This is a genomic window from Teredinibacter turnerae T7901 (assembly GCF_000023025.1).
GTDB lineage: Bacteria > Pseudomonadota > Gammaproteobacteria > Pseudomonadales > Cellvibrionaceae > Teredinibacter > Teredinibacter turnerae_B.
In genome coordinates this window covers 1,186,924-1,203,300 of the sequence record NC_012997.1, presented here as the reverse complement: position 1 = coordinate 1,203,300, position 16,377 = coordinate 1,186,924, and the positions used below count along the sequence as shown (strand labels likewise).

13 protein-coding genes and 3 tRNA genes are annotated in these 16,377 nt (G+C 52.2%); 6 read left to right on the top strand and 10 right to left on the bottom strand.

Features of this window, described 5'->3' with window-relative positions:
* Nucleotides 1-19: 19 nt before the first annotated feature.
* Nucleotides 20-107: transfer RNA gene (locus TERTU_RS05085), tRNA-Ser, on the bottom strand.
* Between the two features lie 298 nt (nucleotides 108-405).
* On the opposite strand from TERTU_RS05085, the gene TERTU_RS05080 reads away from it, so the two are divergent.
* The gene (locus tag TERTU_RS05080) at nucleotides 406-1,632 is read left to right on the top strand and encodes a hypothetical protein (RefSeq protein WP_015819158.1); all 1,227 of its coding nucleotides are present in this window, start codon (nucleotides 406-408) and stop codon (nucleotides 1,630-1,632) included.
* A 694-nt stretch (nucleotides 1,633-2,326) separates the two neighbouring features.
* On the top strand, nucleotides 2,327-3,718 hold the full coding sequence (locus tag TERTU_RS05075) for an adenylate/guanylate cyclase domain-containing protein (protein WP_015820935.1): 1,392 nt from the start codon (nucleotides 2,327-2,329) through the stop codon (nucleotides 3,716-3,718).
* Nucleotides 3,719-3,729: 11 nt separating this feature from the next.
* Here TERTU_RS05075 and queF read toward each other — a convergent pair whose 3' ends face one another.
* From queF to TERTU_RS05050, 5 genes are all read right to left on the bottom strand, one after another.
* Entirely contained in the window at nucleotides 3,730-4,560 is an 831-nt protein-coding gene (queF, locus tag TERTU_RS05070; RefSeq protein WP_015818899.1) for an NADPH-dependent 7-cyano-7-deazaguanine reductase QueF, read from the bottom strand.
* Between the two features lie 34 nt (nucleotides 4,561-4,594).
* The gene (locus TERTU_RS05065) at nucleotides 4,595-5,368 is read right to left on the bottom strand and encodes an ABC transporter permease (protein WP_015818844.1); all 774 of its coding nucleotides are present in this window, start codon (nucleotides 5,366-5,368) and stop codon (nucleotides 4,595-4,597) included.
* Nucleotides 5,365-6,318, bottom strand: a complete 954-nt coding sequence (locus TERTU_RS05060) for an ABC transporter ATP-binding protein (protein WP_015818230.1) — start codon at nucleotides 6,316-6,318, stop codon at nucleotides 5,365-5,367. The genes TERTU_RS05065 and TERTU_RS05060 overlap by 4 nt, the downstream gene beginning before the upstream one ends.
* Nucleotides 6,319-6,490: 172 nt before the next feature.
* Nucleotides 6,491-6,566: transfer RNA gene (locus TERTU_RS05055), tRNA-Gly, on the bottom strand.
* Nucleotide 6,567: 1 nt separating this feature from the next.
* Nucleotides 6,568-6,643 (bottom strand) — tRNA-Glu (locus TERTU_RS05050).
* 277 nt (nucleotides 6,644-6,920) lie between these two features.
* Between TERTU_RS05050 and TERTU_RS05045 the strand changes: the two genes are divergently transcribed.
* Nucleotides 6,921-7,715: a hypothetical protein gene (locus TERTU_RS05045; RefSeq protein ID WP_015820383.1), complete on the top strand. Its 795-nt coding sequence runs from the start codon at nucleotides 6,921-6,923 to the stop codon at nucleotides 7,713-7,715.
* A gap of 18 nt (nucleotides 7,716-7,733) precedes the next feature.
* On the opposite strand, the gene TERTU_RS05040 is transcribed toward TERTU_RS05045, so the two are convergent.
* Together TERTU_RS05040 and msrB are read right to left on the bottom strand one after the other, a co-directional pair.
* Complete coding sequence (locus TERTU_RS05040; RefSeq protein ID WP_015819959.1) at nucleotides 7,734-8,405, bottom strand: DNA-3-methyladenine glycosylase I; 672 nt, start codon at nucleotides 8,403-8,405, stop codon at nucleotides 7,734-7,736.
* On the bottom strand, nucleotides 8,402-8,809 hold the full coding sequence (msrB, locus tag TERTU_RS05035; protein WP_015818404.1) for a peptide-methionine (R)-S-oxide reductase MsrB: 408 nt from the start codon (nucleotides 8,807-8,809) through the stop codon (nucleotides 8,402-8,404). The genes TERTU_RS05040 and msrB overlap by 4 nt, the downstream gene beginning before the upstream one ends.
* A gap of 46 nt (nucleotides 8,810-8,855) precedes the next feature.
* Here msrB and TERTU_RS05030 point away from each other — a divergent pair, with 46 nt between their 5' ends.
* From TERTU_RS05030 to TERTU_RS05020, 3 genes are all read left to right on the top strand, one after another.
* On the top strand, nucleotides 8,856-10,067 hold the full coding sequence (locus TERTU_RS05030) for a pyridoxal phosphate-dependent aminotransferase (protein ID WP_015816931.1): 1,212 nt from the start codon (nucleotides 8,856-8,858) through the stop codon (nucleotides 10,065-10,067).
* A gap of 11 nt (nucleotides 10,068-10,078) precedes the next feature.
* Nucleotides 10,079-10,507 (top strand): hypothetical protein, encoded by a 429-nt coding sequence (locus tag TERTU_RS05025; RefSeq protein WP_015819633.1) that lies wholly within the window; start codon nucleotides 10,079-10,081, stop codon nucleotides 10,505-10,507.
* A 335-nt stretch (nucleotides 10,508-10,842) separates the two neighbouring features.
* Nucleotides 10,843-13,029, top strand: a complete 2,187-nt coding sequence (locus TERTU_RS05020; protein WP_015820781.1) for a putative bifunctional diguanylate cyclase/phosphodiesterase — start codon at nucleotides 10,843-10,845, stop codon at nucleotides 13,027-13,029.
* A gap of 48 nt (nucleotides 13,030-13,077) precedes the next feature.
* On the opposite strand, the gene TERTU_RS05015 is transcribed toward TERTU_RS05020, so the two are convergent.
* Together TERTU_RS05015 and TERTU_RS05010 are read right to left on the bottom strand one after the other, a co-directional pair.
* On the bottom strand, nucleotides 13,078-15,249 hold the full coding sequence (locus TERTU_RS05015) for a class I SAM-dependent methyltransferase (protein ID WP_015819283.1): 2,172 nt from the start codon (nucleotides 15,247-15,249) through the stop codon (nucleotides 13,078-13,080).
* Complete coding sequence (locus TERTU_RS05010) at nucleotides 15,246-16,358, bottom strand: 4-phosphoerythronate dehydrogenase (RefSeq protein WP_015817805.1); 1,113 nt, start codon at nucleotides 16,356-16,358, stop codon at nucleotides 15,246-15,248. Before TERTU_RS05010 ends, TERTU_RS05015 begins: the two co-directional genes overlap by 4 nt.
* Between the last annotated feature and the right edge of the window lie 19 nt (nucleotides 16,359-16,377).

The window sequence follows — 16,377 nt, the reverse complement described above, 5'->3', positions numbered from 1 at the left end:
GCGGCTTTCGCGATAATAATGGCGGTGAGGGAGGGATTCGAACCCTCGATGCCTTGCGACATACACACTTTCCAGGCGTGCTCCTTCGACCACTCGGACACCTCACCGTTGTTCAGCACTACCGCACAATCATCATGGACAGGGGCAATAACTGCTCGCTCTCCGGGGGAAACAGACGCCTCCGGAAAGGCGGCACACAATACACAAACCTTTCACCAAACGCAATCCTGCGGCATTGGAAAATATACCGAAATCCCATTTTGCGATGCTCCCCTACCGCGCTAAACCCGGAATGTTTTATAGCTAAAAGTCGATTTTGCGCAGACTCTCGGCCATACTAGGTGAAAAATAAACTATTTGTGCGATATTGCGCGCCCGGGCCAAACGCCCACAAGGACACAGACGATGCTGATTTCCAACCTATATCTCATCGCCGCCGCCGAACTAGCCGCTTTGCTAATTGGCGTTTGCGTATTTCTGCTCGTACAAAATCGCTCCCTCAGCAAACTCGTCAAGCGTCTTAGAGAAAGGCTCGCGGAACTTATCGACGACCTCCGCCACGCCCATGCGCACTCCAAGGCTGCGGAAGAGTCTGCTGCTGATGGTACATATATTAAGCACCTAGATCGCCATATCGCGCTAACCAAAAAGCACCACAAAAGCCTGGAGCCCGGCCCGGAGATCGTGCTGGACCTCGACCCGGACGCTCCATCACCACGTCGAGTTGCCGCGCTGCGCTATATGCTCCTGCTTGCTGAAAAAGAGGCCTGTGGCACAGAGAAGACAAACTGGAAAGTGCTGGAACGAAAATACGAACAATTGTTAGCCTTCAATACCACATACGGATCGCCCTCAGGCGCTGAAAGCGACTCCAGCGAAATTGATACCCTACGCGAGGAGTTGGTTGCTGCAAAGAAGCGTATCAACAATCTCGAGCGGTTTCGTGCGCTTTACTTTGACCTGGAGGATAAGTGGGAAAACTCCAGAGACACCGCCGAGCAACAGTTCAATGAGCTGGCGGAGTTAACTGCAGAACTGGAAGGCGCCAGCGGTGCGGAAGCCCTGCTCAAGGGCTACCAGAAAAATTACCTGGAACTTGGACGCCTAATTGAAAACGGCGTTGACGGCGCCAGCCTCATGGGTGAGCGGCGTACCGACAGCAACGCCAGTGAGGTCAGTCATTTGCGCGCAGTTGCCGCAGATCAGCACCGCATCATTAACGAGCTGCAACGCAAACTCCAGGAAGCAAAAACCGTTGAACAGACGCAGCAAATAGTCAATGACCTGCAAGGGCAGCTGCAAAAACAAATTCGCTTTGTGCAGGAGTCTGAAACTTGCATTCAACTTCTCGAAGACGAATTGAACACCGCAAACAAAGAAAACGAACAGTTAAAATCGCGCTTAAGCCAGGTACCCAACCTGAAGTTACAAATGAAGGAGTTGCGCGATAAAAATAACGAATACGAGATCAAGCTTCATACATTGCAGGTTGACAACCACAGGCTGAATGCAAGAAAACCACCTGCTACTGGGGCGAATGGAGAAGAAGTTCAGCGGCTAAAAAAAGAAATCAGCGATCTCGAAACCAAATATGCCGAACTTGAAGAAAAGTTTCTCGATCTAAAAATCTAGTGTGCACAATTTCTGTACAGTGCCGCAGCGTGACCAGACGAATCGGTGCTGTTTGAATAAACATTTTGCCTGGGCACCCGTTAGCACTGGAAATAACCTCCTTGATCTGAAAACGCCTCAGGTAAAAGCGGCATCTTGATATCATTCGCTGTTTGGGTTGCTATTTATACACACGGTAACCAGCAAGACCAAGTAAACAAACACAGCGGCTGGATAGTGAATTTTCGCCATTACGCTTAGAACACGCCTGGTGATCCTATAGCCTGTAAAGCTTGTACTGACGCCACGTTTAAGCATAGTCAGTTCCATACAGGCACGTTAAACTAGGGCCTGTTAACACTAATTCAATTCGCTCTGCTGGAGCCTGTATTTTCAGGATGAAAGGCATTTTTGGTGTTGTTTAGCGGGCTAAACGAGCGAAAAATAACGCATCAGCCTGGAAATACAGGCCCAGCCCTGCGGGTTGCGGCTAAAATCCCGCTCTCAGCGTTGTTTATCGCTCATTTGGAACAACCAAACTACGCTCCAAACGCCTTGATAGCGAAATTTTAGCCGCAACAGAATGAATCGAATTAGTGTTAACAGGCCCTAGCACACTCTCCATGCGATGAAATGCGCTCAGATGGTGCCATTGCTGGCAGCGTAGGCTACCCAGACCAACAACGTCCTCTACTGTAAGACTTCAGGAATTTAAATGCCCGGAACTAAAACACCGGTTACTGAGAAACTGGCTGCTGACTTTTCGCTTCGTCAGAACGACATTCGCACGCTCATCTGTTTTGCAGCCGCGGGCACAGTGACAGTACATATGCAATGGCCGCATGTGGAACTGTTGGACGCACTCATCGTTCTGCTAATACTAGGCTATGCCATTGCCAGTTATCTGTGGCTACGTCGCCGGGTATATGACGAGAAGCGCGAAAAAATATTCGATAATGTGATGACCGCCGATGCGGTGATAATAGGCCTGGTGCTGGGCCTGTCCGATTTCAGTATTCTGCCATCAATACTGTTCGTGACCATGGTGCAGTTCAACAGCCTTATTAATGGCGGCGCACGAAAATGGATGATCGACAATCTCGCTTTTATTGGCGGGGTAGGGCTAACGTTATTAATTAGTGAGCCCAAATGGGTGCTTTCCGACAAGCTTGAAATTAGTATCGTTAGTTTGATCGGTATTTTTACCTATTTCTGCGCTTACGCGATATTCGTCCATTCGCGAATCCACAAGCTAGATCTTCTCAATAAAAAACTGCTTAACGAGCAAACGCTGTACAAGTTACGTACCTACAAACTTGCACGCTACCTTACGCCAACCGTTTGGAAAGCCATCAACGAAGGGCGTGAACAATCACTTGCGTCGGAACGCAAACGCATCACCGTGTTCTTTTCGGATATTCGCGGCTTCAGCTCGCTGACTGAAGAACTCGAAGCAGAAACTCTTACCGATATTTTAAACACCTATCTCACAGAAATGGTCAACATCGCCACCAAACATCGCGGGACCATCGATAAGTTTATGGGCGACGCCGTAATGGTAATTTTTGGTGACACACAAAGCGAAGGCCTCAAATCGGATTGCATTCGCTGTCTGGCCATGGCCATTGATATGCGTAAAAAGATGAAGGAGTTGCAGACTCGGTGGTACAACCAGGGGATCAAAAAACCGCTCCAAATCCGTATGGGCATAAATACCGGATACTGCACGGTCGGCTCATTTGGCACAAATCACTATATGGACTACACGGTTCTCGGGACCCACGTTAACCTCGCGAGCCGGCTGGAATCTGCCGCAGCCCCGGGAGAGATCCTGATATCACACGAAACCTGGTGCCTGGTGAAAGACGTCATCATGTGCCGCGACAAAGGTGAAATCAAAGCGAAAGGGTTCAGCCACCCGATTAAAGTGTATCAAGTAGTGGATTTCCGCAAAGATCTGGGGAGACTTCAGAGTTACTTCGAAGAGAACGCAGAGGGGTTCTCGATGCACATGGATCTCGAGAAAATCAAAAATTACGATAAAAACCGCGTCCTTGCGGTATTACAGCGAGCGACAGATCGCCTGCAAGACAAAGTCATTAAATAGCAAAAAATGTGCTACTGTCGCGCTATCCGCTTGGATACCAACTGCTCCAGCGCTTCCGGATCCTGCGCACCACTAAACCGCAGCGGATTAATGTCCAATCCCCCTCGGCGGGTATAGCGCGCATAGACGGCGAGATCCTGCAATTTGCCGCCAGCCATTAAATCCGTAAAGATGCGTTCAACGCAATTTTCATGAAAGTCTTGATGGCCGCGAAATGACACCACATAAGCCAAAAAGCTTTCCGGCACCAGCGTTAAACCCGAGCATTGAACCCACACTGTTGCCCAATCCGGCTGCCCGGTTACCGGACAGTTGCTTTTCAGTAAATGGCTAAAGAGTTGCTGCTGCTCGCCAGGCTGATCGACAAACTTCAGCAGACTGGCGTCGGGCTGATAAACGTACACAGGAGCATCCAGGGTATCGACACAGGTACCCGGAAGGGTGCCCACATTGCTGTAGTCATCAATATCGAACAGCGTTACCTGAACCTCACCACCGGCCGCCTCAGAAAGGTCCCCTGCTATCGCCTGCCTTGCTTGCTCTCGCGTCGCAAAGCGGTGCTGATTGAGGGAGTTGAGGTAATACTTTAACGATTTCGACTCAATAATAGCCGAGCTATCCGCCGGCACCCAAAATTCACCAACCGCGACATGTGGCTTACCGGAGCTATCCAACCAGGACAATTCATAAGCTGTCCAAATGTCGACCCCGGTGAACGGCAAATCGCCGCGAACCATTGTCTCGCGAGAACGTTCACGAGGAATCGGCTGTAGCAGTGCCGGATCGTAATGCTCCGGGTAAGTCGTATCTTTGCCTAATAAAGTATCTGCGTGATCACTCATATTGACGGTTCTCTGGCAGCAATTTCTGTAACAATTAAGTACGTAGCTTTTTGCCGTAGTTCAGCAAGTATAAGCAGAACCCGAACATAAGAATCAGGAAGGTAATTATTCCCGCGAAAGCTGCGCCCACACTCACATCAGACACTCCGAGAATGCCATAGCGAAACGCGTTAACCATGTACAACACCGGGTTGAGTTTGGACACTCCCTGCCAGAATTCGGGCAGTAGATCGATCGAATAAAAAACACCGCCCAAATAGGTTAGTGGCGTGAGCACGAATGTCGGAATGATGGAAATATCATCGAATGAATTTGCGTAGATCGCATTGATCATCCCGGCAATGGAAAATAGCACCGACGTCAGCACAATAACGGCAATCGTCACAAGTGGGTTGTGGATATGCAGCTTGGTGAAGAACATAGAGATCAATGTCACAATACTACCAACCGCAAGGCCGCGCAGCACCCCGCCAGACACCCAGCCCAGTAAAATAATATAGTTGGGTGTGGGGCTCACTTGTAGCTCTTCAATGCTCTTGGTGAATTTCGCCGAATAAAACGAGGACACTACATTCGAGTAAGAATTATTGATGATTGCCATCATAATCAAACCCGGAACTACAAACGCCATGTAGTCAAAACCACCCATATCGCCAATGCGCGACCCAATAAGGCTGCCAAAAATTACAAAATATAACGCCATGGTAATTACGGGCGGGATCAATGTTTGCACCCAGATACGCATAAACCGGCGAATTTCTTTGCGCACTATAGTTTTATACGCAATCAACTGTTGAGCTGCGTTCATTCTGCTACCTCCGAACTCTGCTGCTGCCCCACCAACTCCACGAACAACTCTTCCAAGCGATTGGATTTATTGCGCATACTCACAACGTCAACGCCCGCCTGCTGCAAACTCGCGAACATTGGGTTAATCGGGGTACCGCTTTCCAAAGTCACTTCGAGTGATGACTCATCCACTTGCGTGAAGGTGTAACCGGTAATTTGCGGAACCGACAGGATTTTTTCGCGAACGTCGAGCACGAAGGTTTCAGTGTTCAATTGCTTTAACAGACTTTTTATGCTGGTGTTCTCAATCAGCTCACCATGGTTAATTATCGCCACATTGCGACAAAGCGTTTCCGCTTCTTCTAAATAGTGCGTAGTGAGAATAATGGTGGTACCCGCTTCATTTATCTCCCGCAAGAATTCCCACATCGAGCGTCGTAGCTCAATATCCACACCGGCGGTGGGCTCATCCAGGATGAGCAGCTTGGGTTCATGCACCAACGCGCGAGCAATGAGTAACCGCCGCTTCATGCCACCAGACAAACCGCGGGCCTGGGTAGCGCGCTTGTCCCAGAGGCCCAGTTTTTTCAAATAAATTTCCGCGCGCTCAAGCGCGAGTGGTTTTGGCAGACCGTAATAGCCTGCCTGATTCACAACAATATCCAACACGTTTTCGAACATGTTGAAATTAAATTCTTGCGGCACCACCCCCAACGCCTGTTTGGCTTGAGAGAACGCACGATCGATATCGTGACCAAAAATTTTAACGGTGCCCGACGTTTTTTTAACGAGCGAACACAAAATACCAATAGTTGTCGACTTCCCTGCCCCGTTGGGGCCGAGCAATGCGAAAAAATCGCCGGGAGCGACATCGAGAGATATGCCTTTCAGCGCCTCGAAGCCTTCGCCATAGGTTTTTCTGAGATCGGTAATTTGTAACGCGGGAATGGAATGATGGGTATCTGTCATAGAACAATTACTACTGCGTGGAACCAAAAGTCAATTGTAGCGGTTACCGAGACAAGATCCGGTCGATTCGGGACGACGGACAAAAAAAAAGCGCAACCATAAAGGCTGCGCTTTTATTAAACGGTACCACCGGATAAGTGAAGCCAAACCGCATTCACTTGCTCCAAAATACTGGAGCGGGAAACGAGACTCGAACTCGCGACCCCAACCTTGGCAAGGTTGTGCTCTACCAACTGAGCTATTCCCGCTTGGCGTCCCCTAGGGGATTCGAACCCCTGTTACCGCCGTGAAAGGGCGGTGTCCTAGGCCTCTAGACGAAGGGGACAAGGACGTTCTGAACTGCGTGTCGTTCAGAGAGCGCGCATTCTATTGACAGGACTCTGTACTGTCAAGCGATTGCTGTGATTTTTTTTCGTTTTAATGACAGTCGCGTTAAAACAAACAGCATGCGCTCCCAAATGAACCGTGCGTCATTCAGAGGGCCGCTATTATCTACAAATATTTTAGAAAAACAAGCAGTTATACTAAAATTATTTGCACGCACCCAGGGCACTGACTAGCCTTAATACGGGTATACCCAAAAACTTCACACCTCACTTATTATGAATTCCATCGCAGTTATCGCGACTATTGTTCTGCTCCTCGCAGGGTTGGTTTGCTACGCTTTTATTGCTCAAACGGTTCGCCAGAAGCGGGAGCAGCGAATGCGGCTGACTGCGGCACTCAAATCGCGCCTGCGCAGCCTCAAGTTCCTGCTGAATGGTTTCCCTGAGGGCTTTTTGCCAAAAGAGCTGAGCCTCACTGTGCAGCGCACCATTATGGAAGTGTGCGAACAGCTGGCGCGTCTCGAACCTCAAGAACCAAGCCATGTGCAGGATCTGCAGTCGGCAAGTAACCACTTACAGGAAGCACACAAACAAAACAAACCCGAAGCCCGCACTCACCTGGAAAACCCGCAACAGATAAAAGAAGCGAAAGTGTGCCTGGAAGAACTTTACCGGTTTATCCATCAGCTGGAGAAAAAAGGGACTTTAAGCGCCAATCATGCCGAAACCCAGCGCAATCAAATCAAACAGCTAGCGCTACAGGTAACGGTTGATAACTACGTGATGCTAGGCAACGAAGCTCAGCAGAGCGGAAAGCTAAAGCTCGCCGCCCACTACCTCAATCAATCGATCTCGCTGATGGAGCGCGACGGCAAGCGCAAGCATTTCGCCGAACGTATCGACGAGCTCAAGCAGCGGCTGGACGCCCTAAACGAGACCCTAAGCGACGACAGCGAGCAGCCCGAGCTCAACCAGGACGACCGCGCAGAGCAGCAGGCCCAGGTTGCAGAAGAATGGAGCAACTTCGGCAACGAAGACCAAAACTGGAAAAAGAAGCACGTCTACGATTAAGGTTGGCGCGGAACGAATCTACCCTAGTGCCGTCATCGCCACGATACGGCTGATCTCGCAGAACGGGCGCCCGCTTTCCTCTTGCCAGACGTTAAATGCCTGCTGTACCGCCCTTAGCTCCGCTTTCGAGCTGGGAGTTTTAGTGACGACGCCCTGAGCGACCAGCACAGCACATACATCCTGAGTGAGCAGAAAGGTGTCTCGCCCTGCCATCCGCAGAAAATATGGCCCGGACATACCGCCTAACTGTCGGCCGTGTTTTTTCATGACGGCCCACAACTCGACGAGATTTTCTGCTGGCCAGTCCGCCAGCCATTGACCGAAGCCTCCGTGTTCCGAGGCAATCTCGCGCAGCCACTGGGCATTCTCGCGCACAGATTTTATTTTGCCGAGATGTCGTATCAAACCGCGATTGGCCATCAACTGCTCAATATCCTCATCGCTTAACATAGCGCAGTAAAAAGGATCGAAGCCGTGGTAAGCCTGCTGGAACGCTGGCCACTTGTTATCCACCAGCTCGTGCTTAAGGCCCGCGCGAAAAATACGCAAAGACATAGTGTCCAGATAAAACGCATCACTCTGTGCACGCAGTTGCGCGGGGCTTTTGCACCCTGGCAACAACGCCTTCACACTCGCTTCCCCGCCTTTGTGCAAAATAGCGGTTTCGTACAAGGTGGCGAATTTAATCACGATTGGTTCTTTTCCTCTTCGAATTGAATAGATGCTGAATTAACGCAATAGCGCAGGCCGGTCGGTTGCGGCCCGTCAGTAAACACATGACCGAGGTGGCAACCACAGGCTTCACACATAATCTCGGTGCGAACCATCCCCAGGGAAGTGTCCATTTCTTCTGTAATAACCCCTTTTTCCAAGGGCTCGAAAAAACTTGGCCAACCGCAGCCAGCATCGAACTTGGCAAGCGATTTAAACAGTGGTGTATTGCAGCAACGACAAAGATAGGTTCCCGCCTCGGTGGTATCGACATATTTGCCGGAAAATGGCATTTCAGTACCTTTTTCCCGGCAAATACGGAATTCTTCGTCTGTTAATTTGGAGCGCCAGTAGTCATCGTCTTTTAAATTGTGATCTGACATAATCATCCTCTTAATAAATCAATAAAACAGGTTCGTGGGTAACCCGATGCAACAGGTTAATAAATCGAGAAAGCTGGACGGCGTTTGCTATGACATTCGTGGCCCTGTCCTTGAGCATTCAGTGCGGCTGGAAGAAGAAGGCCACAAAGTCATCAAACTGAATATTGGCAACCCTGCCCCATTTGGTTTTGACGCACCGGACGAGATTATTGCCGACGTCATCCACAATATCCGTAACGCTCAGGGTTATACCGAATCCCGAGGCCTGTTTCCAGCACGCAAAGCGATTATGCAGGAGTGCCAACGCTTAAACGTGCCCGACGTGGATGTCGATGATATTTTTCTCGGCAATGGCGTCAGCGAACTCATTATGATCGCCACTCAAGCGTTGTTAAACGACGGCGACGAGGTATTGGTACCTTCTCCAGACTACCCTTTATGGACCGCTGCCGTAAATCTCGCCGGCGGCAAAGCCGTACACTATATGTGCGACGAGGAATCCGATTGGTTCCCGGATATCGACGACATTCGCAGCAAAGTCAGCAGTCGTACGCGCGCAATAGTACTCATCAACCCCAACAACCCTACCGGTGCTGTTTACAGTAAGGACCTGCTGGAGCAGTTGGCTGCTGTCGCACGCGAACACAACCTTGTGGTGTTTGCCGATGAAATCTACAGCAAAATTATTTACGATGATGCGCAGTTTACTTCAATGGGAAGTATCGCCACCGACGTGGTATGCGTGACATTCAACGGCTTGTCAAAATCCTACCGCCTGGCTGGCTTCCGTTCTGGATGGCTGGTTGTGAGCGGGGCAAAACGACGCGCGCCCGGGTTCGTCAAGGGTATCGAAATGCTCGCCTCCATGCGCCTGTGTGCAAATGCCCCCGCGATGTACGCGGTACAAACCGCGCTCGGCGGTTACCAGAGTATTAATGAGCTGATTTTGCCTGGTGGGCGCCTGCGCGAACAACGCGACCTCGCCTGGCAACTACTTACTGAAATTCCCGGAATCAGTTGTGTAAAACCCAAAGGCGCTATTTACCTGTTCCCCAAAATAGACCGGAACGTCTACAAGTATGAGGACGACCAGCAGTTAATCCTGGATTTGCTGCTGGATAAAAAAATCCTCCTGGTTCAGGGCACTGCCTTTAACCTCACCGAGCCGGATCACTTCCGAATTGTATTCTTGCCGCAGAAGGACGATCTGCGCCGGGCAATCGAACGATTCGGCAGTTTTATCCAGAACTACCGCTAAGGGGCAGAAGTTTGGCCGATCTCCATATCGACGATTTTTGCCGGGATACGGCAAAAACCCTGGTGATGCTCTACAACCGGTTTCCGCAACGCACAACCGTCTACGTGGAAGACATTGCGGGGCCGGATCAACCTGACGAATTCGGCCTGCACAGCCCTAGGTTCACTGCAGGCTTTCACGCACTTCTGTGGCTCGCAGAAACGGATTACATCCGTTTTTCCGATGTCATTCGTCAGGAGGCAGTAGAGGACGCTACCTTAACTCACCGCTCGTTCCTCTTTCTCTCCGGCCCGGCATCGTTTTCCCCGCCAGCAGGCCCGGCAGATCATCCCCTGGACACCCGCATCGCCCAGATTAAAGATGCTCTTGCAACACGTAGTTCGGACTATCTGCGCACACTGATGCTCGAATTGATGGCTGCGTCAAGAAACCACAACTAACCTCAATAAAGACTCAATAAAGAACCAGGCAGTATTAAAATTTAGGACCTTCGCCCCAAAGGCACTGCATTTGCTTATAATCGGGCGTTTTAATCAAGTAGTTACGTCGAAAGGACGGATTTGATTCGCATTGTCCGGCGCACAGTACTCATATAACTGTGGGCACCAAAAGACGGCATTCATCAATTCAGGTCAGGCGTACAAAACGCAGGCCAGTGGCCAGGGAATACGCAGCACTTGTGCGCGCATTGCGGATATAAAGTAGCCCAAAGGGAGTGAATTCACTGGGCGCACACCGCCACCCTACAGGAATATGCAGCACCACTGGAACGACTATGTATAGCACGGCACCACTGCTACTCCATTTATTCAACGGACTCATCATCGCACTTGCGCTGTTGTTAGGCGTTTTGTTTTTCAAACGCGAGCAGGACCTGGCAGTACACCGTTTTAACGGCCCTTTTAAGCTCATTTATCTCGGTGTTACGCTGAGTAGCTTGAGCTTCTTCGCGGACAGCCTCCACAGTGCCGGTCTTCTCCACCTGCCTGGTCCCATGGTGTACGGGCGCATCTATTTCTGGCTCCATATGGGGTATGTCACCGGTAGCGTGATCACCTTCCTCGGCCTCGCTATTTTTATCAACCGTGTAATTCCCCTCTCCTCACGCCAGGTCCTCCGGCTAGCCGCCGCACGCGAACAACTGACTGCGTCCAACGACGAACTGGCTCGAACAATCGCGACGCGCAATAAAGAGCTGGAAATCAACAATCACACCCTGCAACGCGTGCTTGAAGAACAACAGGATTCCCGCCGCGCCCTGACCGAGAGCGAACAGAAATTTCGCACCTTCTTTGACGAAAGTCCCGCCGTGTTTGTGAGTCTGGGGCGCGATCACCGCATCAAGGAAATCAATCGTTACGGCGCCGCCGCATTGGGTTACGGCCCAAAGGAACTTATCGGAGAGACTTTCGAGACTATTGTGTCACCGGAGGACTACTCAACCCAGGAACACTACATTGAAGACGGCTTTAACAGCGCAGAGGGAACATCGGAGATCGAACTACGTCTGTTGCGCAACGATACGCAAAGCCTGTGGACCAAAGTTTCCGCCAGTCTGGTAACCAGTCCAGACCGGGAAGATACTCTCCTGCTGGTTTGCCAGGATATCTCTGAATCCAAGGAACTTGCCGAATCGCTCTATTACCAGGCCCGTCACGACGACCTGACCGGGCTGTACAACCGCCGAGCGCTCGAAAACTTTATCGCGGAAAAGCTGGAAATCATGTCTCCGGTCGGCAAACCGCTGGCGCTAATTTTTATGGACATTGACCAGCTAAAAGTGGTGAACGATACCTGCGGCCACCGCGCTGGCGACGAATATATCCGCCAGTTGGTGCAGCGCATTGGCGAACACCATGGCCATTTTGACTTTTTTGCCCGCGCAGGTGGCGACGAACTGGCGATGGTATTAAGCGATACCTCTCCCACCGAAGCCGTGGAGATGGCAGAACTCGCCCGCAACATTGCCGAGGATTTTAGTTTCTCGTGGCAGGACCAATCATTTCGCCAAAGCTTGAGCGTTGGCGTGGCGTTGACTTCGCGCAATATTCGTTCACTGACGGATATTATGGCCGCGGCGGACGCCGCCTGTTACACCGCCAAGCAGCAAGGGCGCAATCGGGTTGTGGTGCAAGAGGACACGCCCGAACTCCTGGATGCGAATCGCTCCGAAATGCTCTGGGTCAGCCGTTTACAAACCGCGCTTATGCGCGACAGGTTTGAGCTCTACTTCCAACCCATTTGCGACCTGCGGCACCGGCACAGCGGATACATCCACTACGAAGTTTTGATCCGCTATGTGGATGATGACGGTACGCATCGCACCCCGGATAATTTTTTACCCGCCGCCGAACGCTTCGGCTTAACCAACCAAATAGATTTGTGGGTACTGACCACGACGCTGGATTATCTCGATCGACACCCCGCGCACACCCGCGCCCTGAGCTGTTGCTCTATCAACTTGAGCGCGCATTCCTTAGCCAGCCATCAGTCCCGCTCGGCAATAAAACAGCTGGTTATGACCGCCCAGTTCCCCAAAAATAAACTTTGTTTTGAAATTACCGAAACCAATGCCATTCACAACCTGCAGGAAGCGGTGGAATTCGTGAACGATCTTAAGATCCTTGGCTGTCGTTTCGCGCTGGATGATTTCGGAACCGGATTTTCGTCTTTCGGCTATCTGCAAAACCTGGATGTGGATTACATCAAAATTGACGGCTCTTTTATTCGCGACATCATCAACAATGAAGTTGGCCGAGCAATGGTAAAAGCGATGAACGCAATCGGCAGGGAACTCAATATAGGCACCATCGCAGAGTACGTCGAGTCTGATGAAATTATCGCCGAACTGATACACATGGATGTCGCCTACGGGCAAGGGTTTGCTCTAGCGAAACCCATGCCCGTCAGCATGATGGAAGAGTACTATCGGGAAAACATCATCGCGCCGCTAAGCCCCTGAGTTCCAAAACCTCCTCTCGCTCAACGCCTGATTGCTTGAGGTCGAGACTCACTCCGCCGCACGTCGAAAAATCAGCATTTTCAGCGCGCGGTCCGGGTCCACATCCGGGAAATCCGCATTGTTGACCAACTGCTCCAAACACTCGAATTCGGGACAGTGATTTTCGACCATTTCCTTAAAGGCTGCGAGCGGCAGCTCCGGGGCATTAGCGCAGGCGATTAACACACCGCCTGCAGCCACTAGGTCGCCCATGCGTCGCAACACCTTGGGATAGTCCGCCGACAGCACAAAGCTCCCCTTTTGGTAACTGGGGGGATCGGCAATCACAATGTCGTAAGGCCCCATTTTCTTCAGCTTGCCCCACGAGTTGAGGATATTGTGCGGCAGGTATTGCACTGCGCCTCTGGGTAAATGTGCAAACTGGGTTTCATTCAACTTGTGGTTGTGGCGCCCCACCGCCAGCGCCTTGCGCGCCATATCAATATTGACCACGCTCTCGGCCCCACCAGCGCAGGCGACCACAGACAAAGCGCAGGTATAGGCAAACAGATTGAGCACCCGCTTGCCACGGGCATTCGCCAGCAACCAGTCTCGCACGGGCGCCGCATCCAGGAAAAACCCGATATTCTGATGCTGCGCCTCAAGTTGAAAGCGAAGATCACCGCACTGCGCCAGCCAATAAGTCGGTATTTCTCCAAAAAGTACCTGATTGTCAACCGGTTTGCTGTAGCGGTGCTGCGCTACAATCGCCAACGAACGCGTCTCATCGGGCAGCGAGGAGTGTGGTTGCGCAACTAACCCCTCCCGAGACGGGTTGGCAAGGTAGTCCACCAACTGTGCCAAAAACATTGGTGGTGGCTCTTTGAACAGTGTGATGAAAATAACTGGCGCAAAATAATCGATACAACACCATTCGAGGCCTGGCAAGGTGCCCCCGCGCCCATGGAACAAACGCCGGCTTTGCCCGGCCGCCAACACATCGTCGAGTATCGGCGCCAAATGTGCCGTCAACCGCTGAATTTCATCCAGGCGCGCGCCGCCAATGCCAACCCGGTACAACACCGTATCCCGATAGCCGCACGTCACAGGAATAAAGCCACTCCAGGCCCGGTCGAGGTCCGCGTCGGCCGAGTCAATAATCAGCGGTCGCGACGCAAGCGACTCGAGCTTGGTCTTAGTGGCGACAAGCCATAAGCTGGACTTACCCACGCGACGCAATAACGCTGGCGAAAGTTGCTGATTGCCGCGACCAATAACATGCCCCTGCCCACCAATTGCCGTCAGCACAATTTTCACGTTGTCGTATTGTGCGCAAAACTGCTCTAAATCGCGCGAGTTAACGTCCAGCTTTTGCTCGATAACGGCCAAGGTTTCGTCGAGAGCAAACACATCCACACCAAGCAGGGTGGACTCCAGGCCAAACTCCTGCTGGATAAAACGTGTGGTGGAACCCGGCGCAAATACCACGCACACCGGCGAGGTCGCCTGGTCTTCCAGCCGCTCCCGCAATTGCGCTGCGATATCCATCAGTACCAGCTCTTCCACTTCCATGCCGCCCTGCTTTACGTGCTGGACATATTGGTTTTCTGCGGGTACCAGCATTTCACCATAGTGACGGCTGCGTACGACCCCCTCGCGAAACGCCTGTTCGTCGATATCGCGGACTTCCTGGCGCAACAGTGCGGTCAGCTTGCCCGCCACCAGATCCGCCAGTACCTGTGCGCCGCCCTCCGGGGTAATCGCAAATACGCCCGAATGCATTTTCACCCCCGAGGGTATCCCCAGTACTGGGAGTGATTCGCCGAGGTTCCGGCACACATCCCGCGCGGTACCGTCGCCCCCCACAAATACCAGCAAATCGGGCTTCGCTTCGACCAGCGCTGTCAGTGTCTTGTCGGTTTCCGCTGCAGAGCTGGGCTGCACCAGAGCAACATCGAGCAGCTCATACGCCAGGCCCGCCGTCTCAAGGTGCTGCGCTCCCATCGCGCCGGGTGGACAAACAAATACCAGCAGTGCCGGGTCTATCAATTCTGATAAGGCCGCTAGAAACTGCTGCGCCCGCAGCGGCGCGCGCAGCGGGATTTCCCCTTGCGCAGCCCGTGCCTGAATGGCCGCGTCGTCACTGCCTTTATTACCCTCTGCGCCCCCCACGCCCGCGAATGGATTGACCAGCCAGCCGATCCGCAATGCGCGCGCTGGCGCAACTCGTGCGGTACTCATTTCGCACTGTCCAGCGAAAACCCCAGCGCCGTGACATTCGCGGGTATCTGCGCGGATGTCAGTTGATAGTGGCTGAATTCACGGCGCACCGGGTAACCTTTGCGCAAAGCATCGAAACCGGCGGGTAGCTGATCCAGTTGGTCTCGCAATGCCTTATCGTCCCGGGTGATCGGGTGGGTTGCCAAAATTGCGGTGACGAGATCATCCGCGTCCAGCGGCTCGGCAGCGCCGTATGCCTGCGCTTTGACAGCCGCGACACGCGCCGATCGTTCGGTTGCGTTAACACCGAGAAACTCAGCGAGCGCCTCATAGATCATGAGCGACCCGTTAGTCTTGCCTTCGAAACTGTAACCGGCGATATGCGGGGTCGCGATTTTCACCAGAGGCGCCAACTCTGCATCAATCGCCGGCTCGCCCTCCCATACATCCAGCACCACCGACAAATGGTTACTGTTGTCCCCCTGTAAATAGGCTTTCAACGCGCGGTTGTCGATAACCTCCCCGCGCCCGGCATTCAGCAACAAGGCGCCGTCGCGCATAGCGCGGAAAAACGGTGTGCTCAGCATGTGGTGTGTGGGGTATGGACCGCTACGCGTGAGCGGCGTATGAACGCAAATGACATCGCAGGTGAACAGCGCGTCCCAATCTGCGAGGTCCGCATTCTGGTCTTGCGTAAGAAACGGATCGTAACAAACACAGGTCACACCCATTCCGGTGAGCGCGCGATGTAAGCTGCCGCCCACGTTACCGCAGCCAATAATGCCAACCCGAATATCCCGCGCGAGATACCCCAGATGTGCGAGGGCCGCTAGATCGTATTGCACCACGCCCTGGGCATTGCAGCCAGGCGCGCTGGCAAACCGGATTCCGGCTTCGGCCAGAAATTCTTTGTCCAGATGATCGGTTCCGATAGTACAGGTGCCGACAAACTTTACTTTGCTACCCGTCAGCAGATCTGCGTTGACGCGAGTAACAGAGCGCACCAGCAGTGCATCCGCCTCGGCCACATCTGCAGAACTGATCTCGCGGCCGGGTTTACGGATAATTTCGCCAAGATCGCCAAACAGGGCGTCCGCCAGTGGAATATTTTCATCAACAACAATTTTCATGGAGTATCCAAATACCTGT